The organism is Labrys sp. 22185 (assembly GCF_052045555.1).
In the GTDB taxonomy this organism is placed as follows: domain Bacteria; phylum Pseudomonadota; class Alphaproteobacteria; order Rhizobiales; family Labraceae; genus Labrys; species Labrys neptuniae.
The window spans coordinates 1-20,000 of record NZ_JBQEPH010000051.1 but is presented as its reverse complement, the minus strand read 5'-3'; the positions used below and the strand labels follow the sequence as shown (position 1 = coordinate 20,000).

The following is a 20,000-nucleotide window of genomic DNA, read 5'->3' as shown; positions in this document are numbered from 1 at the left end:
CTGGGAGAGCGCCTGATTTGCATTCAGGAGGTCGTCGGTTCGATCCCGTCTGGCTCCACCACTTCCTAGGGAAGTGGTGTCGAGTACTTGTCCGAAGAGAGGTACGTTTTCCTTGATTGATGGCCTGGCATGAGCCGGCGTCGATCGAAGGCGTTGTTTGACATGGTTAAGAGACATTCATCCGGTTGTGACCGGCCCGCTGGGGCAGGTTCACATATCCCCGGGCGAATTTGGCGTCTGTCCTTCGGGACGGGCGGCAAAGGAGCCCATTTTGCAGGCAAGGCTCAAATCTTGGAGCGCCTGTGAGCCGGATGGATGCTGAAGCAAGATGGTCTTTCTAATCATATTCATGGCCAAGGATGCCGCGCAGGCAGATCTGGTTTGGGCTTGAGTGCCCGGTGAGTATTGATAATGAGAGCGATCAAGCGTCTTAAGGGCATTTGGTGGATGCCTTGGCACTGAGAGGCGATGAAGGACGTGGTACGCTGCGAAAAGCTTCGGGGAGCTGCGAACAAGCTTTGATCCGAAGATATCCGAATGGGGAAACCCACTTCCGACAATTGTTATTTTGAGATTGTCTCGAGAGCGCAAGTTCTTGAGCGATCTTGGACTAACAATTGTCAAATGGAGGTACTTTATCCCTGAATACATAGGGGATTAAGAGCGAACCCGGGGAACTGAAACATCTAAGTACCCGGAGGAAAGGACATCAACCGAGACTCCGTTAGTAGTGGCGAGCGAACGCGGACCAGGCCAGTGCTCTTCTTTGAGTTAGCAGAAGCAGATGGAAAGCTGCACATGAGTGGGTGATAGTCCCGTATGCGACGATGATGAGAAGAGACTTGAGTAGGGCGGGGCACGTGAAACCCTGTCTGAACGTGGGGGGACCACCCTCCAAGCCTAAGTACTCCTCAGTGACCGATAGCGAACCAGTACCGTGAGGGAAAGGTGAAAAGATCCCCGACGAGGGGAGTGAAACAGATCCTGAAACCGGATGCCTACAAACAGGTGGAGCCTGCAATGGTGACACCGTACCTTTTGTATAATGGGCCAGCGACTTAGTGAGACGGGCAAGCTTAAGCCGGTAGGTGTAGGCGTAGCGAAAGCGAGTCTGAACAGGGCGTTCAGTCCGTCTTATTAGACCCGAAACCGATGTGATCTAGCCATGAGCAGGTTGAAGGTGGGGTAACACCCACTGGAGGACCGAACCGGTGTCTGTTGAAAAAGCCTCGGATGACTTGTGGCTAGGGGTGAAAGGCCAATCAAACTCGGAAATAGCTGGTTCTCCGCGAAAACTATTTAGGTAGTGCGTCGCACGAATGTTCCAGGGGGTAGAGCACTGGATGGGCTAGGGGGTCTTACCGATCTACCAAACCTAACCAAACTCCGAATACCTGGAAACACTATGCGGCAGACAGACGGCGGGTGCTAACGTCCGTCGTCGAGAGGGAAAAAACCCTGACCACCAGCTAAGGCCCCTAATTCGTGGCTAAGTGGTAAAGGATGTGAGGATCCCATAACAACCAGGAGGTTGGCTTAGAAGCAGCCATCCTTTAAAGAAAGCGTAACAGCTCACTGGTCTAAACAAGGGTCTTTGCGCCGAAAATGTAACGGGGCTCAAGCCACGAGCCGAAGCTGTGGGTGTGCGCAAGCACGCGGTAGCGGAGCGTTCCATAGGCCTGTGAAGGAGTATGCGTGAGCAGCTCTGGAGGTATTGGAAGTGCGAATGCTGGCATGAGTAACGACAAACAGTGTGAGAGACACTGTCGCCGAAAGTCCAAGGGTTCCTGCGTAAAGCTAATCTGCGCAGGGTTAGTCGGCCCCTAAGGCGAGGCTGAAAAGCGTAGTCGATGGGAATGAGGTGAATATTCCTCAACCAGTGGGTAGTGACGGATCTCTTCCGTGGTGTGTTCTTATTGGATTGAGCATGCCATCACGAGGTTCCAGGAAATAGCTCCCACATCAGACCGTACCCGAAACCGACACAGGTGGACTGGTAGAGTATACCAAGGCGCTTGAGAGAACTATGCTGAAGGAACTCGGCAATTTGCCTCCGTAACTTCGGGATAAGGAGGCCTCGTTCGTGGGCAACCATGGGCGAGGGGCACAAACTAGGGGGTGGCGACTGTTTAACAAAAACACAGGGCTCTGCTAAGCCGCAAGGCGACGTATAGGGTCTGACGCCTGCCCGGTGCCGGAAGGTTAAGAGGAGAGGTGCAAGCTTTGAATCGAAGCCCCGGTAAACGGCGGCCGTAACTATAACGGTCCTAAGGTAGCGAAATTCCTTGTCGGGTAAGTTCCGACCTGCACGAATGGCGTAACGATCTCCCCGCTGTCTCCAGCATAGACTCAGTGAAATTGAATTCCCCGTGAAGATGCGGGGTACCTGCGCTTAGACGGAAAGACCCCGTGCACCTTTACTATAACTTTACACTGGCATTCGTGCTTGCATGTGTAGGATAGGTGGTAGGCTATGAAGCCAGGGCGCCAGCCCCGGTGGAGCCACCCTTGAAATACCACCCTTACGATCATGGATGTCTAACCGCGACCCGTCATCCGGGCCCGGGACAGTGTATGGTGGGTAGTTTGACTGGGGCGGTCGCCTCCCAAAGAGTAACGGAGGCGTGCGACGGTGGGCTCAGAGCGGTCGGAAATCGCTCGTCGAGTGCAATGGCATAAGCCCGCCTGACTGCGAGACTGACAAGTCGAGCAGAGACGAAAGTCGGCCATAGTGATCCGGTGGTCCGTTGTGGAACGGCCATCGCTCAACGAATAAAAGGTACGCCGGGGATAACAGGCTGATGATTCCCAAGAGTCCATATCGACGGAATCGTTTGGCACCTCGATGTCGACTCATCACATCCTGGGGCTGGAGAAGGTCCCAAGGGTTCGGCTGTTCGCCGATTAAAGTGGTACGTGAGTTGGGTTCAAAACGTCGTGAGACAGTTTGGTCCCTATCTGGCGTGGGCGTAGGAGAATTGAGAGGATCTGTCCTTAGTACGAGAGGACCGGGATGGACGTACCTCTGGTGGACCTGTTGTGGCGCCAGCCGCAGTGCAGGGTAGCTATGTACGGTCGGGATAACCGCTGAAGGCATCTAAGCGGGAAACCCACCTCAAGATGAGTTCTCCCTCGAAAGCCGTGGTAGACCACCACGTTGATAGGCCGGGTGTGGAAGCGGAGCGATCCGTGCAGCTTACCGGTACTAATAGCTTGATCGGCTTGATCGCTCTCATTTATCAATACTCACGAATGGCCTTGAGCCATATCCTGAGAGGGGCGCCTCTCGCGACATGAAACCATGTCGCTGGCGGCGCTCTTGACGATCCCTTCGGGATCGCAAGGACATCTTGCTTCATTTTTGCTTCGCCGGCCTGGTGGCACTAGCGAGGAGCCTCAACCCGATCCCATCCCGAACTCGGCCGTTAAACTCCTCAGCGCCGATGGTACTATGTCTCAAGACCTGGGAGAGTAGGTCGTTGCCAGGCCTGCAAAGCAAAAATCTCAACAAACCATGACAATCAAACAAATTCCTGCCGCGGGGTGGAGCAGCCCGGTAGCTCGTCAGGCTCATAACCTGAAGGCCGCAGGTTCAAATCCTGCCCCCGCAACCACTGATTCCATCACTCCCGCGAGCCTAGCTCCGGGAGTTTTGTTTTTTGTGGCTTTGCGGACGGCCTGGTGTTCCGTCCATTCGAGAATGGTTCGTAGCTCGCCGTACAAAGTGGCGTGAATCTCGCCTCGTTCCGGTCCGGGTGTCAGCACGATCTTCTCGATCAACGAGCGGAGAGCTTGTGCTGCCTCCTGCCGCTCCTCGGGGCAGTTCAATGCTTCGGCTAGGCGGCCTACCTTCTTCGCATAGATGGCTGACACACTTGGAAGAATATCGGGCGTGTCCTTGGGAGCGTCGGCGAGCAGGGCTGTCAGTTCTACCTTGCGGGCTTCCAGCCTATCCATCTCGCCCTTCATGCTGGGATGGAACATGCCTTGCTTGATCGCTTCGATGATGCTGCGGATCTCCTTCTCGATCTTCACCAGTTCCGCGCGCCAGGCATCGCCATTCGAGCGACGCTCGCGGTTGAGACGGTTCGTCTCTTCGGCATAGGCCTGCATGGCGTCCGCGACCATCTCCGGTGTCATCATCTTGCTCTTCAGGCCGGCGAGGACGCGTCTCTCCAAATCTTCCTTCAGGATGGTCCGGCTGTTGTGGCAGGTGCCCTTGCTGATATGGGTCGAGCAGGCAAAGCGATTCAAGCCGCGAAGGGAGTAGGTACCCCCGCAACAGCCGCAGAAGATCAGGCCCGCGAGCAGGGACTTCGGTCTCCGCGCGCCGTTGAGGCGGTTGCGCTCGTGATGCCCCTGCACGGCTTCGGCCACATTGGCATAGAGGTCAGTGATCTCGCCTTGGCGCGATCGCGTGGCCTGCCAGAGGGCGTCATCGACGATACGTAGATCGGGCACATCCGTGACGATCCAGTCTGATACCGGGTTGAGGCGCGAGACACGTTTGCCGGTTGTGGGATTCTTGAGATAGCGCAAGCGGTTCCAGATCAGCCGGCCGATATAGAGCTCGTTGTTCACGATGCCGGTGCCACGCTTTACATGGCCGCGGATCGTCGTATCGTTCCACGGCTTGCCGCCGGGCCCAGGAACACCTTCCTCATTCAGCGATCGCGCGATCGTGCGGGCGCTGAACCCGGCGGCAAAGTTGCGAAACACACGGCGGACGACATTGGCCTCTGCCTCATCGATCTCGCGGTCGCCTCGTATCGGCTCGCCGCGCGCATCAAATTGCTTGACCACCTTGTAGCCATAGCACAGGCCGCCGCCGGATTTGCCGACTTCAACCCTTCCCCGGAGGCCACGGCGGGTCTTGTCGGCGAGGTCCTTGAGGAAGAGCGCGTTCATCGTGCCCTTGAGGCCGACATGCAGTTCGCTGATCTCGCCCTCCGCGAGCGTAATGATTGGCACACCGGCAAACTTGAGGTGTTTGAACAGCGTGGCGATATCGGCCTGGTCACGGGAGATGCGGTCCAACGCCTCAGCCAACACGATGTCGAACTCGCCGGCTTGCGCATCCTGCAGGAGCGCCTGGATGCCCGGTCGCAGGATCATGCTCGTGCCCGATATGCCAGCATCCTTGTAGGTGCCGACGATCTGCCACTGCTCGCGCTTTGCCTGTTCCCGACAGATGCGAAACTGGTCCTCGATCGAGGCGTCGCGCTGATTGTCGGAAGAGTAGCGGGCGTAGAGCACGACGCGGGTCATCAAGCGAGTTCCTCTCACGCGACCCTGTCGAACCGGCTCGGCCGGATCAGGACATCGGCCGAAATGCCGAGACGGTCATGCAACTGCCGGATCATCTCGATCGAAAGGCTGCGCTTGCGGTTCAAGACATCCGCCACCCGGTTGCGCGGTCCGATCATTGGCTCGAGGTCTTTCCGGGTCAGACCCTGTTGTTCCATGCGGAAGCGAATCGCCTCCACCGGATCCGGCGGGTCCATCGGATGGTGCTTAGCCTCATAGACGTCGATCAAGGTCGCCAGGATATCGAGGCGATCACCCTCCGGCGTCCCGGTCTTGGCGCCCCAGAGCCGCTCGACTTCGGCAAGCGCAGCTTCATAGTCCGCTTCGGAGCGAATCGGCTTCAGGTCAGTCACCATGTTTGACCTCCTTCACGTCGATCTTATCGTAAGCCTTGTGGGTGCCAACCCATTTGATCCAGACAATCGCCTTCTCGAAATCGACCGCCACGACAAGGCGATAGTCATTGCCCTTGATATTGAAGACGATCCGCTCGGCGCTAACGATGCTGGCTGTCGCGTAGAGCAGCTTCACATCGGCGGAATTTTGCCATGTCGCTTTGTTGACTTCGTCGAACCAGGCATCGAGCGCGGCCTTGACGGCTGGCTGATCCCTTTGCCCCGCAAGGCCGTCGACGAACTCCCGCAAGGTGCGGCGGGCAATGATTCTCATCGGTCCATCCTATAGCATGGGACCAAAAAGGTCTCAATGGCGTTGCGCAGAATCTTAGCCAGGGAGCCGTCACTCAAAGGGCGGCTGTCATGGGATACAGCCTAAGAGGATTCTCTGCCGCGTCTGCGGCGTTGTGATTTGCACGTTCCGGCGTGCAGATGTTCGAACTGCTCGCGGGCAATCTGACGGCCGATCAACCGGGCAAGCGCTAGCATCGCGGCATCAGCACGCCGGGCGTCACTCCGGCTGGTCGCCGACCCCTTTGAAGGGGCGAAGACCTCGATATTGATCCTGTCTCGCTTGAGCTCCACTGTTCGTGCTTTCCTTGCTTGTAACGCTGACGATTAGGGAAGAACGATCTCAAGCACGAAGAAAACCCCACGACAGGGTATATGCGGTGATTAGGACGCTATGTCGTAACAAAAGGAGGGGTTCATTGTTTCGACGATGCAACTGTCGAGGGAGGCAGCAAGATTGATCAACGGTAGCCCATTGTCATTATTGGGTGAGATTGAATGTCACTCGACACTTCGTTCTCGGACGATAGTGGCGGTCGATGGCAATCATGTGGAAAATGCCCTATTGAGTGCTATTCCCTAATCTCTTGACGTGCAAATTTCCCCCATGAAAACGCCTATCAAGTCCTTCGTTGTCGAGGTCAAACGCTCGCGCATGAGCGGTTCCGCAGCCATTCGTCCCGACGCCGCACAGCCCCCAAAAGTGACAGTCGCGGCTCCGGTTGAGGGCGCCTCACCTGCGCGTCAAGCCGCGGAACAATTGTTCAAAGCTCTTCTCACGTCGCCTTCGCCTGACCGGCAAGATGCCAGGGTCCTGGAGGATGTGCTCGGCACGGTTTCGAAGGTGCAGGATCTGAAGGAGGAGTCAATGTCCCATGCGGTCGATATCGTTCAGGTCAATGAGGCGCTGGCGGACTCCAAGCGCATCGACGCAAAAAAAGCACCAGCAGATTCTGTGCTCGGACGAAAACGCACAAAGGTTGTGAAAGTCGGCAAAAGCCAAAAGGCTGCGAGGCGCCCGAAGGAGGCGAAGGCAATTCCCGCTTCGGCCCCAGTAAACGCAGCAGAAAGAGGTCTGGCGCTGCTCCCGCATTGCTCTGAAGGGGAGGGGGTCTTGACGTTAGTTGCGCCGATGGGGACTGCTTGGCGGAGCAAGAGAGAGCGGGACTGGAAACCTGGTGAGCGCTGGAAACGTCGTTTACGCGTCAAGCGCTGACGAATGGGCAGTGGGGCGGAACCGCTTATAGGCATCAAAGTTTTTTTGACGGGGCGGCCTGATCCGCTCCCGAAGTGGAGAAACTGGATCTTTTCTCCTATTTGGCTACATTCCGCGTAACAAGTCATTCGCGAGGTGGGGCAATCCCCTAGGCAACCTCTCAGAAGTACTTACCTAGCGGCATAACTTTTGGATAGTTCGCTTCGGAGTGGGACGTTTGGTCCACCAATGCAATTCTACGTGATTGGCCCTTTGCGACCTTCTAGACGTCCCCCCTGTTATTGACTGCTTAGCGCCCCAATTTAGTCGGTCTCTAACGAAATCATCGATCACGAAAGCGGACGTTGCATAGACAGCGCCCAGCGGGATCTGCACCTGTCACTCGTTGGGCGAAGGTCTGCATGCAGAGTTGCCGAGAAGCTGCTGTTGCTAGACATACCATCTATATTCTTGTGGGTTCGAACCGCGTTTCCAACTCCCCATTCACGATGCGATATCCAACATTCTTCGGGGCTGGCACGCCGAAGTATTTTCTTATGAAAGCCACAGGGGGCGCGCTCCGGCTAAAAACAAACCGCTTTGCGCCCCCGAGAATGATCCGATTCTGGCGTGCAATGCCTTGGTTAGTAGACTCGCTGATAGGGGCTGCGGATTTGTCGTCGTTGAGCGGCGAGGGGAGGATTTCGATCGCCAGATCAGGGGTAAGCGAAGCATGGATATCGAAGGGAATTCCATGTGCCGTCCGCCAGGGTTCCGTCACCATGAGTCCGCCGTCAGCGTAGAGGTATTCAGCGTCGCCGGTCCGCTTTGACAGCATCATGACTGAATCGCGAACGACACGGCGGTAAACACCAAACAGATGCAGCATGTTATCGAGGGCGGAACCCTTGGCGTTGGGTGATCCCTCGAGCTCGTGGAACTTGCGGAGCTTTTCCAGATAGTCTGGGTGCCGAACCAACAGCGCGGCCAAATAGGAGGCGATGGCATCCTTAATTTCATCGGGCAATGGAATAAAGTCGATGTAATTGTTCACCCGATAGCCAACAGCCCTAGACATTTCTGCCTTGCGGGGGGCTGTTTTGAAGCATTGCCTGCGAAGATTGGCTGGATCAAGCACGTATTTGATCATCGTCGTGGCGGGGCTGTCGATAGCTTCTGAGAACCAGGATTCGATCGCTGTATCTTTTGTGTCGTTTTCTCCAAACCTCGTATAGAGCTCGGATTTCAGCCCTATGTTAAGCGGGCTTGGTCGAAAATAAGTGCCGTCAGCGCGCGTGGCATACATGACCCCTTCGGAATTGGTCCAGTGCTGGGACTGAACCATGGGCCACCAGTGATGGCGCTTCGGTTTGTTCATTCGTACATCCTCAAATTCCGACAAAACGGCGGCAAAATCGGTGCCACAAATATTTCTCAATCAACGGCGGTTGAGAGATTTTATGCTCGTGCTCCTTGGTGCGACACTTTCGTACGCCCAAAGGTAGCGGTAAGCTGCTGGAAAATGATCTTGGGGGGACTAGTGCCGATTCAACGTATTATCGTCAAAAACTATCGGACGCTCAAGCAAGCGGACGTCGCTTTCAACGATGATGTCAACATCATCGTCGGCAACAACGAAGCCGGCAAGTCCACCCTCCTCGAAGCCATCAACCTGGCGCTCAAATGCCAGTTGAACCGCCGCCCTGCCCAATACGAGCTGCACCCATACCTCATTAACGCGCAGGCGGTGGCGGATTTTCTAACGGCTCACAAAGGCGGGACGCCCGTTCCTCCGCCGGAGGCGCTCATTGAGGTCTATTTTAAGAACACGCCCGACGTTGCTGATCTCGTGGGTTCGATCAACAGCCAAAAGGTCGATGCGCCGGGAATCTCGCTGGCCATCCGCCTGGATGAGGACAGCTGTCTTGCCCAATACAATGCCTTTGTGGGGGACATTGCCGCCCTGAACGGTATCCCGATCGAATACTATGAGATTGTTTGGATGTCCTTTGCCGGCGCGGTATTGAGTGCCCAAAGCGTTCCGGTTAAGGCCGCTCTAATCGATCCGAGCAACACCACCAATTCCTACGCCGCTAATAAGTACGTGCTGGAGATCGTGCGCGACTACCTCACCAAGGCACAGGCGGGCGAGCTGGCGCTCGCCTACCGGACCATGCGCGACCGGTTCCAGGAGGATCCCCGCATCGACGCCATCAACAAGGAGCTGGCCGGAAAAAAAAAGGGTGGTTTCGGCGAAGACCCTTTCCGTCTCCATGGACACGACAACCCGGGCAAGCTGGGAAACCGGCGTCATGCCCCACCTAGACGACATTCCTTTGCCTCTGGTGGGGAAGGGCGAGCAGAATTCCGTGAAAATCAAGCTCGCAATCGAGGCGGCGGAAGCCTGCCACGTCTTTCTTATTGAGGAGCCGGAAAACCATCTGTCTCACACCAACCTCGGTCGGTTGGTGGGCCACCTGGCCGATCGCTGCAAGGGCAGGCAGCTTATCGTCAGCACCCATAGCAGCTTCGTGCTGAACAAGCTTGGGATCGACAACATCCTGATGTTCAACGGCAAAACCGACGTCACCCTTGATCACCTGCCGCCCGATACCAAGTCCTATTTCCAGCGCCTTCCAGGCCACGATACCCTCCGGATGATCCTTGCCGATCGCTCGATCCTGGTGGAAGGCCCGTCCGACGAGTTGATCGTGCAAACCGGATACCGGCAGAAGCGCGGCCGGCTGCCGCTGGAAGACGCAGTCGAGGTTATTTCCGTCGGCACGTCCTTCAAACGATTTCTGGATATCGCCAAACTGCTAGATCTCGATGTTTCGGTGCTTCGTGACAATGACGGTGATGCCTCCGGTAAGAAGGCACTGTTCGCGGATTACACAAGCTCTCCGAATATCCACATTCACATCGACGATGATAACGTGGCGCGGACCCTCGAACCCCAACTGATCAAGGCCAACGGGCTGGCCAAGATGAACGCGATGCTGGGCACGGCCTTTGCGACGGAGCCGGAGCTCCTCGCCCATTGTACTGCTCACAAGACCGAGTGTGCCCTGGCGCTTTATGAGCACCCGACGACGATTGGCATTCCGGGATACGTCCAAGATGCCATCCGCTAACCGGATTATCCTCGCCTCGGCCGGCTCTGGCAAGACCACGAACCTGGTCACGGAAGCCAGTGCCGATGCGGCCAGTCGGGCGGCTCTGGTCACGTACACCCTCAATGGGCGCGGGGAGTTGACGGGAAAAGCTTACAGTCAGTTCGGGGCCATCCCGCCGCACCTGACGATTTCCACTTGGTACACATTCGTGCTGACGCACTTTGTCAGGCCTTACCAGAACCATCTCTATGGTCCGCGCGTACAGTGCATCAACTTCAAGCGCGTCCCCGATAATCTGCGCACCATTTCCAAGTCGGCCACGGCAAAGTTTTACTTCTCCAGCCCTGGCCACCTGTGGCGTGACAGGGTGACGGATTTCGCCTGTCAGCTTATCGAGAAAACGGGTGGTCTCCCGCTCCGGCGCTTCGAGGGTATCTTTGGGCGGCTCTACATCGACGAAGTGCAGGATCTGTCCGGATGGGATCTGGAACTGATCCAGCACCTGCTAGGCTCCAAGGTGCAGCTGTTCCTAATCGGCGATCATCGCCAAGCCACGTTCTCGACGAACGATAACCCCAAAAACAAACCCTATTGGGGTGAGAAGATCATCAAGAAGTTCGAGGAGTGGGAGGTGGCCGGCCTCGCCAGGATCGAGCACGCATCCCATTCCCATCGGTGCAACCAGGCAATCTGTAATTTTGTGGACCGGATTTTTCCCCATAGCCGGAAAACGACGTCACTGAACGCCGAAATCACCCCGCACGACGGCCTGTTCTTCGTGCGACAATCCGATGTGCCGGCGTATATGGCCGAATTCGCGCCGCAGCCTCTCCGCTACAACCGCACCCGCAAGGTAGCTTTGGGTGAGCCCCTGAATTTCGGCGAAGCAAAAGGTATGACCTTCCAACGGACACTGATCTATCCGCACGGCCCATTCGAAAAGTACCTTTGCACCGAAAATCTCGCGGATGCCGGCAAGGAGCTAGCGAAGATCTACGTCAGCATCACGCGAGCTCGTGCGAGTGTTGGCTTCGTCGTCCCGGACAAGTTCAAATCGAGCGCATTGCCGTATTTCACGCCGCCAGCATAAGGCAGCCCAATCGGGTATCATATGGCACACCGGCTACCGCATACACTATCCATGTCGCCTTGACTGAACGGGAACGCAGCTCACGTCCGCCCAAACATCCGCTATCATTATTCCGCGCGCAGAAAGGCGCCAGTCGGCTCTCGGCCCCGAAGCGGACGGCTGCAACTGCTCTCGGTCAGATGCCGGATTTCCGATTGGCGGATGTTCCCAACGTCTGAAGAGGGTCAGCGCTGATTTATAATCCAGTGATTATCGTTGAAAGAAATCGACACCCCGTGTGCGCGTGAGCGGTCCGCCAGATCCTTGATCATCTCAGTCGCCAGCACCGGGGGCGCGGGAACGGGCACGATGCGCTCGTGATAGTTTCGTGCGTCTAGCTTCTCACCGCCGATTACGATGGGATGGAGGTCGATTGATTGGAGCAGGGCGTTGGCGTCGAAACGGCATGTCGCGACGACGCTTTTCCAAACCTCCGGCGCGCTCCAGACCACCTCGCCTTCATTGAGGTGGAAGAGAAAATTGCCGAGCCCATAGAAGATCGGCGCACCCCGATGGATTTCGACGGGCTGCAGTGCCGGAGCGCCGTGGCTGACGAACACGCCGGCGCCCGCATCAACGCAGGCGCGGGCAAATGCCTGGACCCATTCCGGGACCTCGCGCCAACTCGGCTCCCAGTGATGATGATGGAGGTAGGCTATGACGAAGGCACCCTCTACGGCCGCCTTGCGGATCGCCGACAAATGGATCGCCAGGCTGGCCGCGTCTACCACGATCCTGCGCTTGTTTTCGTTCGCCCTGCGAAAGATCGTGCCATAGAAATCGATGTCATCGGCGGAGTGCAACTGAGGTGGATCGTGGGGTTGGGCATAGTTGCTCCGTTCCATGGAACTGCTCTGGAACGCCTCCTGAATGTCGCTCAGTGTTTCAAAGCGCGGCGGGTCGACCTCGAATATTCTTGAAACCTCGAGCCCGTTCACGCCGGGGCGTGCCGGACGTCGGTCCGCGGCGTCGGCAGCATACATCGTCGCTGGCCCGGGCCCGGCATCCATTGCCACGAGCGCCACCGACCTCTTGCCGAAGGTCTTGAGGCCGGGCTGCCGCGCCTGCGATAAATCGCTGCCGATGCCGGCATGAATGAAGTCCCTGGCCGCAACCTCCTCGAGAGTGGACAGGATGCCGGGCGGGCCAAGGTCGAAGGCATGGTTGTTCGAAAGCGCCAGGGCATTGAAGCCGATGTCCTTCAACGCGTCCAGGACCGTGGGGTCCGAACAGCCAAAGTAGTTTCCCTTCATCGGCCATCCGCCATGACGACCGAATACCGTGGTCTCGAAGTTCGTGAAGGCGATGTCGGCCCGCTGGATCAACGACTTGATCGCCGCAAACCCTTCATCGGCAACCTGGCGAACATCATGATGAATCAGGGATTGCCCGGTGAGGACGAGCGTGAACGGCGAAGACATGACGGAGTTCCTTGGAAACAGAGTCAGAAAATGCGGCAGGCCCGCCGGCGAGAGGGGAGTCGTTACTTTCCGGTCTGCGGAGAAATATCGACACCGAACCATTTCAGGCTGATCCTGCCGAGCGACCCGTCCTTGGTGCTGGCCTCGATGGCTTTGTTGAAGGCCTGCGCGAGATCGGCGTCCTCCTTGCGAAGGCCGATCCCGACACCGGGCCCCCAACTGCCCCCGGAAAGTTGGGGGCCGAAGAAGTCGACAGCCTTTCCTTCCGGCGTTTCGAGAAATTGCTTCCAGACCAGATAGTCTCCCAATCCACCGTCGATGCGCTCGGACGTAAGATCTAGCTTCAGGTTTTCCTGGCTGTCATAGCTGCGCACCTGCGCAATATCACCGAAGAGTTCTCGGACGACGGCCTCCGAATTCGAGGATCGAAGCACGCCGAGCGTCCTGCCCGTCAGGCTTTCCCTCAGCTTGCCGATGATCGCCTTCTTTTCCGTGTCGACGTCCGTCAGATCCAGCTTGGCCTTGGTATCGCCGGGCGGCAGGCCGAGATCGCGGCGCATGACGATCTGGTTTGGCCCCACCGCATAGGGAACGGAGAAGGCGATCGACTTCTTGCGCTTTTCAGTGATCGACATGCCGGCGATGATCGCATCGTACTTCTTGACCAGAAGGCTGGGGATGATGCCATCCCAGTCCTGGGCGACGAATGTGCATTGCAGCTTCATCCGGGCGCAGAGTTCGTTGCCCACGTCGATATCGAACCCGACGAGTGCGCCGTTCGCGTCGATATAGTCCCAAGGTGGTGAAGCGCCCTCCGAGGCGATGGTGATCGCCTTGCGCTCCTCGCCGCGGGCAAGGCCGCCGGCGAGCAGGGTTGCTAAAAGAGGCAAAGCCAGATGTCGTTTCATATCGTTCCCCTTCTTCTTGGTTTCATTTTATTTTTCGGCGATGTGTATCCGCCGCAGGTTCTCCCGTAGGCCGCAGGCAGCGCCCGTTTCGTCCGTGACCCAGGCGTCTGCGAGGTCCTGCAGCGTGATGCGCTCAGCGCCCGCGGCGCCGAGCAGGATTGCTTCATCCCCGAGCTCGGCTTCGGGAATATCGGTGACGTTGATGCGGAGGTGTTCAAGATGGATGGGCGGCACGATGGAAGCACGCCGCCCCCTGACCAGCACCGATGCCTCGGGCCCGAGATGTCGTGGCACCCCATGCCCCCAGCCGATCCCCAACACAGCCAGGCGCATGGCTCGATGGTAGCCTGGCAGGTCCGGCGGTGCGCCCATGCTGTCGTCGCTCGCCTTGAGTGCGACGATGCGTGCTTTGATCGCCGACAGGGCAGGGCGGATGAGCAACCCCCGGCGACCCGCACAGGCGCCGGTCAGTCCAAAAAGGAGAGCGCCGGGATCCACCGCATCCATGTCGAACTCGGGATGACGAAGTAGGCTTTCGCTGCTCGACACCATGATCGTTGCCGGACGGTGGCCTGTCGCCTCGAGCCCCTTGAGAAGAGGGGTAAGGCGCGCAACCTGCTCTTGCGCCGAGGCGCCAGCCTGGCCGAATTCGCTGAGATGGGCATACAGTCCCTCGACCACGACATTGGCCTGCGACGCGCACAGATCGATCAGACGCCGTAGGCCCGAGGGAGCCACGCCTGCACGCCAGAAACCGAGATCCACCTTCACGAAAATCTTCAGCGGCATGCCGGTCGATAGCCAGCCACGCAGATCCTCCTCGCCGGAAATCGAAATCGTCAGATCGAGCTCCCTGACGAGATCGACGGCATTCGGACCAATGCCCGGATACATCAGGATAGGCTTTCGCGGCGCCGCCTTTCGCACTGCCAGGGCGTCGGCGATCGAGACCACACCGAAGGCATCGACACCGGCCGCGCACAGGAGGGCGGCTACCTGTTCTGCTCCGCATCCATAGGCATCCTGCTTGAGGCAGGCGATGATCTTCGTGGTCGAGCCGATCGCCGTTCGAATGGCGCGGTAGTTGGAGGCGATCGCCGACAGATCGATCTCGCGCCAGGCGGTCTCGTGGAACTGAAGCGGACCTTGGTGGTGACTACTGTTCATGGGCCACCTGCTGCGCGAGAGCGATCCGGCCCGGTTTGGATTTGGCCCGCGATGCGCCATTCAATCGCGCCTCCAGCATGTGAAAGGCGCCGGTCAACAGGAATGTCAGGCCGAGATAGAGCAAGCCGGCGGCAATGAAGATCTCGTAGGGGGCGAAGGTTTCCGAAACCAGCTTGCGCGACAGGCCGGTGATTTCGAGCAGGGTCACGGTGCTGGCGAGGGACGTCGCCTTGACGAGGCTGATGACTTCATTGGCATAGGAGGGAATCACGCTCCGGAAGGCGATCGGAAAGGTGATCCGGCGCTTGATCTGCAAGGGCGACATGCCCACGGCGTGCGCCGCCTCGATCATGCCAGGGGCGACGGCCTGGATTCCGCCGCGAAAGATCTCCGTCGTGTAGGCGGCGCCATTGAGCGAGAAGGCAAGCAGGCAGCACCAGAAAGGATCGTGCAGCAGAACCCACAACACGCTTGAGCGGATGAAGCCGATCTGACCGAGGCCGTAATAGATGATGAAAAGCTGCACGAGCAGCGGCGTACCGCGCAGGACATAGGTGTAGGCCAGCACCGGCAGGGACAGCCAACGCCGCGACGATGCGCGCATGAAGGCCAGGGGCACCGAGAGGATGAGGGCGGCGAAGAGCGATGCGAATGTCAGGAGAAGCGTCAGCGGAATGCCGCCGGCGAGCGTGACTGTGCTGGTGAGGAGGAGTGCGATATCCATGGCGGAACGCCTCACCGCCCGGGAACGGCGAAACGCCGTTCGAGCAGGTTGAAAATCACCAGCGCCAGGCTGGTTAGCGCGAGATAGAGGGCCGATGCGGCCAGATAGAAGGTCAGTGGGGCTCGCAACGAGCCTGCGCCGATGGCGGCGATCCGCATGATGTCGGTCAGCCCGACGATCGAGATCAGCGAGGTCTCCTTCACCAGGGAGATCCATTGGTTCGCAAGCGCCGGCAGGGCGATGCGCAGCATTTGCGGAAGGGTGACGAGCAGCCAGGTCTGCCAGGGATGCAGCCCGAGCGAGCGGGCCGCCTCGATCTGTCCCGCCGGTATGCTGAGCACCGCGCCTCGGAAGATTTCTGCCGTATAGGCGCCAAACACGACGGTGAGGGAAACTACTCCCGCCAAGAATGCATTGACCTCGACATAGCGGCCGAAGAAGGCGCTGATGGCGACCGTGCCCCCGAAATAGATCAACAGGATGATGATCAGTTCGGGCACGCCGCGGATGATGGTGGTGTAGAAGCCGACGGCGAGGCTCACGGCCTTCCATCGAGACAGGCGCCCGGCTGCGGCGAGCAAACCGAGCGCGATGCCGAGCACGCCGCTGACAAGCGCCAGCATTACGGTCGTCTTCAGCCCGTTGGCGAATTGCACGGCAAATCCGTCCATGCGCGAAACCCCTTTATCGATGGGAGGCAAGAAAGCTGCGAAGCCGGCTGGAAGCAGGTGTGGCGAAGAATTCCGACGGGGGGCGTTCTTCCTCGATCCGCCCCTGGTGCATGAAGGCGACCTGTGTTGAAATCTCTCTTGCGAAAGCGAGCTCGTGAGTGACGATCACCATCATGCGTCCTTCCTTCGCCAACGCCGTCATGACGCGAAGGACCTCGCCGACCAGCTCCGGATCGAGCGCCGAGGTCGGCTCATCGAAGAGCAATATGCTCGGCTCCATGGCGAGCGCGCGAGCGATCGCGACGCGTTGCTGCTGGCCGCCGGAGAGATGGCGGGGATAGGCATCCGCCTTGTCGGAAAGTCCGACCCTGGCGAGGTAATGATGCCCGCGATCGGCGGCCGCATCGCACTGGATCCCTTTGACGAGGACGGGACCTTCCGTGACATTCTCAAGCGCTGTCTTGTGGGGCCAGAGATTGAAGTTCTGAAACACCATGCCCATCGAGGCCCGAATGCGCCGGACCTGCCGATGGTCGGTGACGCAGGGGTGGCCGCCCTGCCGCGATGCAGCTCGGATCGCCAGCTTCTCGCCGTCGACCCAGATATCGCCCCGGTCGGGAACCGTCAGGAGATTGAGGCAGCGCAGAAGCGTGCTTTTGCCCGAACCGCTGCTACCAAGGATGGAGAGGATCTCGCCTGGCCTGACGTCGAGATTGACGCCACGCAGGACATCGTTGCCGCCGAGCCTTTTTTCGATCCGTTCAGCCCGGATGCCGTGAATCACGGCCCGGTGGAACGTGGGACAGCTCTGCATCAGCCACCCCGCGTTGGAGGCTGAGGGCCGCCGATGCTGGTCGCGGGGACTGTTGGGTACGACAAGGCTTTTGCTGCGCGCATGGAGCGGCACCACTCTGTTGATGTGTATTGTCGATGCGAAGGGACGCGCCTTTGATCCGATGGCGCCGAGTGCCTTCGGAGCTGCGTCCCGACCCCACAATTGCCTGCGCGCTTACCGAGATCAATTTATAAGAGAAATTATTTTCCGATAAGTTCAGCTAATATGGCTTGTCGCGTCCCAGTGCGAATGACGGTTTTTGGCGCCATGAAAGACCGTCGGCTTGGCGTGATCGTATGAAGGTATAAGTTGATCTTTGTGCCGAAGGGGATAATAGGCAACCGCACGGAAACCTCATCATGGTGGAAATCTCAAAAACGGGCGTCACGCTTCGCCAGCTTCAGATCCTGCGCGAGGTCGTCAGATCGGGCTCGGAGCGCAGTGCTGCCAAGGCGCTTGAAATCACCCAGCCTGCCGTCAGCCAGCAAGTTCGGATATTGGAGGGCCTGCTCGGCGTGCAACTGTTCGTGCGCGACAAAGGGCGGCTTGTTCCGACGGCCCACACGATGACTCTCTTTCGCGATACCGACGCCACTTTCGTCCAGATCGAAAGGGTTGCCAAAACGGTTGCGTCCTTGAAGGGTGTCGATAGCGACACGATCAGTATTGCCGCGCCGCATATCTTCTCGCTCCGACTTCTGCCCAGGGCTTTCCGCAAGCTGCGCTCTCATCAGCAGGTAGCGGGAATCGCTCTCAAATCGGGCACCTATCCAGAGGTTGCCGCACACGTACTCGAGGGACGCGCCGACCTCGGAATTGCGCGCCTGCCATTGGACGGCAATGTTTTCGACTGGTGCCCGGCGACGACGGCGACCAATGTCTACATTTTTCCTCGTGGTCACCGGTTCACTCATAAGGACGTCATCAGGCCGGAAGATCTCGTGGGCGAACCGCTCGCCGATGTCGAACCTGGGATGCAATCCCATCTCATGAATGAGAACGCCTTGAGATATATGGGGGCGGAGCCCCACCTGGCGATACAGGTGGATGTCATCGGTCAGGAGGTCAGTTTCGTTGCCGCTGGTCTCGGCATCTCGAGCAGCAATACCTTCGCCGCCAGCCAGTTCGCGTCCTTTCATGTCGAAGTCCGCCCCTTTGAGCCGAGCGCCCTCTATCACTATGTGATATTTTGGCAAAAGGGGCGCAGGCTCGGAACGTTGCTCCAAGAAACGATCGAAGTGCTGGTGGAGTGTGCGCAGTTCGATGCGGAAGATCGCAAAGAGGCCAGCACCTGACGGCATGATGTCCGAAGATATCCTATAATGCGCCTTGCTCTGCCAGGGCGTGATAGTTATAAGATTTTATGAAAATCCTTATAGCTTGAGGTCACATGAAAACCATTGACCTTGCCTACCGCACCATGTTCGCCGAATTGGTGCAGCGCAGCCTCGATGCATCGTTTGAGACCGATTTCTCGATTGCCGGCAACTTCGTGCGCGTACCCGTCAAGGGCAGGAACTATTGGTATTTCGAGCAGACGCAGCCAAAGAAAACCCGCAAATATGTGGGTCCAGCGGACGATCCCGATATTGCCAAAAGGGTCGAGGCCTTCCAGGAAATCAAAGGTGATCTGCGCGCCCGCCGCAGGCTTGTTTCCTCCTTGACCCGGGACGCTGGCCTGGCGGCACCCGATCGCTTCACCGGTGACATCGTGGAAGCAATGGGCAATGCCGGCATATTTCGTCTACGAGGACTGCTCGTCGGCACGGTTGCTTTTCAAACCTATGCCGGCCTGCTTGGCGTCCGCTTGCCTGGTGCGTCGTTGCAGACAGGTGATGCCGACTTCGCCCAGCACTATTCGGTGTCGTCGTCGCTCGAGGATACTCTTCCCCCTGTTCTCGATATTCTGAAGGCGATCGATCCCAGCTTTCGGGCGATCCCCCACCGGCTGGATCCGGCGCGTGTGACGCAATTCGAGAATGCCGCCCGTTACAAGGTGGAATTCCTGACACCGAACCGCGGATCTGATGACTACGCCGATCACGCCAGCCCGATGCCGGCTTTGGGAGGTGCGTCAGCCCAACCCTTGCGCTTTCTCGACTTCCTGATCCAGGAGCCGGTGCGGACCGTCATGCTCCACCGATCCGGCGTCCCGGTCGTCGTGCCGTCGCCGCAGCGATATGCGGTGCATAAATTGATTGTCGCCTCACGGCGGCAATCGGATGCCGGCAGTGCTGCAAAGCGTGAAAAAGACATCCAGCAGGCGAGCCTGCTGATCGAGGCCCTCGGCGAAACCCGCCGCGGGGACGATCTTGCCGAAGCCTTCACCGAGGCTTGGAATCGGGGTCCGAATTGGCGCGCAGCCATCCAGCAAGGCTTGAACGCGCTGCCAGAAAGGCAAAGAACGTCAGCCTTGTCGACGATCCAAGTCGGCCTGGCTTCGATCGGCGCAAAACCGGATGGCTTCAACGGGACGGGATCGACCGCAAAGACATGACAATGCCCTCGATAGTCGGGTGTGCGAGGGAAGCTGACGATTTAACTATCGATCGGAAAGCACTCGTCCGTCCTTTAGCCGATACCGGTGTCCTCCTGCATAAGGCGGCGCCGTAGCGCCCGTTAGAGTGAGAGAGTGGATGGGATTTTCGTGACGGGTTGAAGGTCGGGAGAGAGGTTTCCGGCGCCCGTCATGGAGATTGGTTCCATGACCATTGAGGTTCTTGATAGCCGTCGCGACGCAAGCGGTGGATATAAGGTCGATGTCAGCCGCGGTGAACGGATCGGCCGTGTGTCTTCCGAGTGGTTCTCGCGCCCCGGCGACGAGCGATATCTGTCGCTATC

The 20,000-nt window shown here is 58.3% G+C and carries 16 protein-coding genes, 2 tRNA genes, 2 rRNA genes and 1 pseudogene (1 of these 21 running past the window's edge); 11 read left to right on the top strand and 10 right to left on the bottom strand.

Features of this window, described 5'->3' with window-relative positions:
- The 4 genes from ACTJKX_RS35715 to ACTJKX_RS35700 form a co-directional block, all read left to right on the top strand.
- Positions 1–61, top strand: a tRNA-Ala gene (locus ACTJKX_RS35715) (it extends 15 nt beyond the left edge of the window).
- A gap of 358 nt (positions 62–419) precedes the next feature.
- Positions 420–3,230 (top strand): 23S ribosomal RNA (locus ACTJKX_RS35710).
- 143 nt (positions 3,231–3,373) lie between these two features.
- Positions 3,374–3,488: ribosomal RNA gene (gene rrf, locus ACTJKX_RS35705) — 5S ribosomal RNA — on the top strand.
- Positions 3,489–3,537: 49 nt separating this feature from the next.
- Positions 3,538–3,614 (top strand) — tRNA-Met (locus ACTJKX_RS35700).
- On the opposite strand, the gene ACTJKX_RS35695 is transcribed toward ACTJKX_RS35700, so the two are convergent.
- Genes ACTJKX_RS35695 through ACTJKX_RS35685 form a run of 3 tightly spaced genes read right to left on the bottom strand, consistent with a single transcriptional unit; the run spans position 3,571 to position 5,976 of the window.
- Positions 3,571–5,268 carry a recombinase family protein gene (locus tag ACTJKX_RS35695; RefSeq protein WP_440728227.1) on the bottom strand — a complete coding sequence of 566 codons (1,698 nt, stop codon included), beginning with the start codon at positions 5,266–5,268 and terminating at the stop codon, positions 3,571–3,573. The two genes, ACTJKX_RS35700 and ACTJKX_RS35695, sit on opposite strands and share 44 nt — an antisense overlap.
- A 14-nt stretch (positions 5,269–5,282) precedes the next feature.
- A complete protein-coding gene (locus ACTJKX_RS35690; protein ID WP_440728226.1) occupies positions 5,283–5,663 on the bottom strand; it encodes a helix-turn-helix domain-containing protein in 381 nt (126 codons plus the stop codon).
- Positions 5,653–5,976: a type II toxin-antitoxin system HigB family toxin gene (locus ACTJKX_RS35685; protein ID WP_440728225.1), complete on the bottom strand. Its 324-nt coding sequence runs from the start codon at positions 5,974–5,976 to the stop codon at positions 5,653–5,655. The genes ACTJKX_RS35690 and ACTJKX_RS35685 overlap by 11 nt, the downstream gene beginning before the upstream one ends.
- 624 nt (positions 5,977–6,600) lie before the next feature.
- Between ACTJKX_RS35685 and ACTJKX_RS35680 the strand changes: the two genes are divergently transcribed.
- Positions 6,601–7,209: a hypothetical protein gene (locus ACTJKX_RS35680; protein WP_440728224.1), complete on the top strand. Its 609-nt coding sequence runs from the start codon at positions 6,601–6,603 to the stop codon at positions 7,207–7,209.
- Between the two features lie 442 nt (positions 7,210–7,651).
- On the opposite strand, the gene ACTJKX_RS35675 is transcribed toward ACTJKX_RS35680, so the two are convergent.
- Positions 7,652–8,566, bottom strand: a complete 915-nt coding sequence (locus ACTJKX_RS35675; protein WP_440728223.1) for a hypothetical protein — start codon at positions 8,564–8,566, stop codon at positions 7,652–7,654.
- 162 nt (positions 8,567–8,728) lie between these two features.
- Here ACTJKX_RS35675 and ACTJKX_RS35670 point away from each other — a divergent pair, with 162 nt between their 5' ends.
- Genes ACTJKX_RS35670 through ACTJKX_RS35660 form a run of 3 tightly spaced genes read left to right on the top strand, consistent with a single transcriptional unit; the run spans position 8,729 to position 11,394 of the window.
- Positions 8,729–9,613: an AAA family ATPase gene (locus tag ACTJKX_RS35670; protein WP_440728222.1), complete on the top strand. Its 885-nt coding sequence runs from the start codon at positions 8,729–8,731 to the stop codon at positions 9,611–9,613.
- Positions 9,558–10,322, top strand: coding sequence for an ATP-dependent nuclease (locus tag ACTJKX_RS35665; RefSeq protein WP_440728221.1), 765 nt, complete (start codon positions 9,558–9,560; stop codon positions 10,320–10,322). Before ACTJKX_RS35670 ends, ACTJKX_RS35665 begins: the two co-directional genes overlap by 56 nt.
- Complete coding sequence (locus tag ACTJKX_RS35660; RefSeq protein WP_440728220.1) at positions 10,309–11,394, top strand: UvrD-helicase domain-containing protein; 1,086 nt, start codon at positions 10,309–10,311, stop codon at positions 11,392–11,394. The genes ACTJKX_RS35665 and ACTJKX_RS35660 overlap by 14 nt, the downstream gene beginning before the upstream one ends.
- Positions 11,395–11,618: 224 nt before the next feature.
- Here the strand turns inward: ACTJKX_RS35660 and ACTJKX_RS35655 are convergent, their stop codons facing one another.
- The 6 genes from ACTJKX_RS35655 to ACTJKX_RS35630 all read right to left on the bottom strand — a co-directional run bounded on the left by ACTJKX_RS35655 (position 11,619) and on the right by ACTJKX_RS35630 (position 17,138).
- Positions 11,619–12,854 (bottom strand): CapA family protein, encoded by a 1,236-nt coding sequence (locus tag ACTJKX_RS35655; RefSeq protein ID WP_440728219.1) that lies wholly within the window; start codon positions 12,852–12,854, stop codon positions 11,619–11,621.
- 62 nt (positions 12,855–12,916) lie between these two features.
- Positions 12,917–13,762 (bottom strand): transporter substrate-binding domain-containing protein, encoded by an 846-nt coding sequence (locus tag ACTJKX_RS35650; RefSeq protein WP_440728218.1) that lies wholly within the window; start codon positions 13,760–13,762, stop codon positions 12,917–12,919.
- A gap of 27 nt (positions 13,763–13,789) precedes the next feature.
- A complete protein-coding gene (gene alr, locus ACTJKX_RS35645; RefSeq protein ID WP_440728217.1) occupies positions 13,790–14,929 on the bottom strand; it encodes an alanine racemase in 1,140 nt (379 codons plus the stop codon).
- On the bottom strand, positions 14,919–15,653 hold the full coding sequence (locus tag ACTJKX_RS35640) for an ABC transporter permease (protein ID WP_440728216.1): 735 nt from the start codon (positions 15,651–15,653) through the stop codon (positions 14,919–14,921). The genes alr and ACTJKX_RS35640 overlap by 11 nt, the downstream gene beginning before the upstream one ends.
- An 11-nt stretch (positions 15,654–15,664) precedes the next feature.
- Complete coding sequence (locus tag ACTJKX_RS35635; RefSeq protein ID WP_440728215.1) at positions 15,665–16,324, bottom strand: ABC transporter permease; 660 nt, start codon at positions 16,322–16,324, stop codon at positions 15,665–15,667.
- Positions 16,325–16,337: 13 nt separating this feature from the next.
- On the bottom strand, positions 16,338–17,138 hold the full coding sequence (locus ACTJKX_RS35630) for an amino acid ABC transporter ATP-binding protein (protein ID WP_440728214.1): 801 nt from the start codon (positions 17,136–17,138) through the stop codon (positions 16,338–16,340).
- 380 nt (positions 17,139–17,518) lie between these two features.
- Between ACTJKX_RS35630 and ACTJKX_RS35625 the strand changes: the two genes are divergently transcribed.
- From ACTJKX_RS35625 to ACTJKX_RS35615, 3 genes and pseudogenes are all read left to right on the top strand, one after another.
- Positions 17,519–18,454, top strand: a complete 936-nt coding sequence (locus tag ACTJKX_RS35625) for a LysR family transcriptional regulator (RefSeq protein WP_440728213.1) — start codon at positions 17,519–17,521, stop codon at positions 18,452–18,454.
- Between the two features lie 95 nt (positions 18,455–18,549).
- Positions 18,550–19,656: a nucleotidyltransferase family protein gene (locus ACTJKX_RS35620; protein ID WP_149249077.1), complete on the top strand. Its 1,107-nt coding sequence runs from the start codon at positions 18,550–18,552 to the stop codon at positions 19,654–19,656.
- A 207-nt stretch (positions 19,657–19,863) separates the two neighbouring features.
- Positions 19,864–20,000 (top strand): annotated as a pseudogene (locus ACTJKX_RS35615) (DUF932 domain-containing protein); the annotation flags it as partial.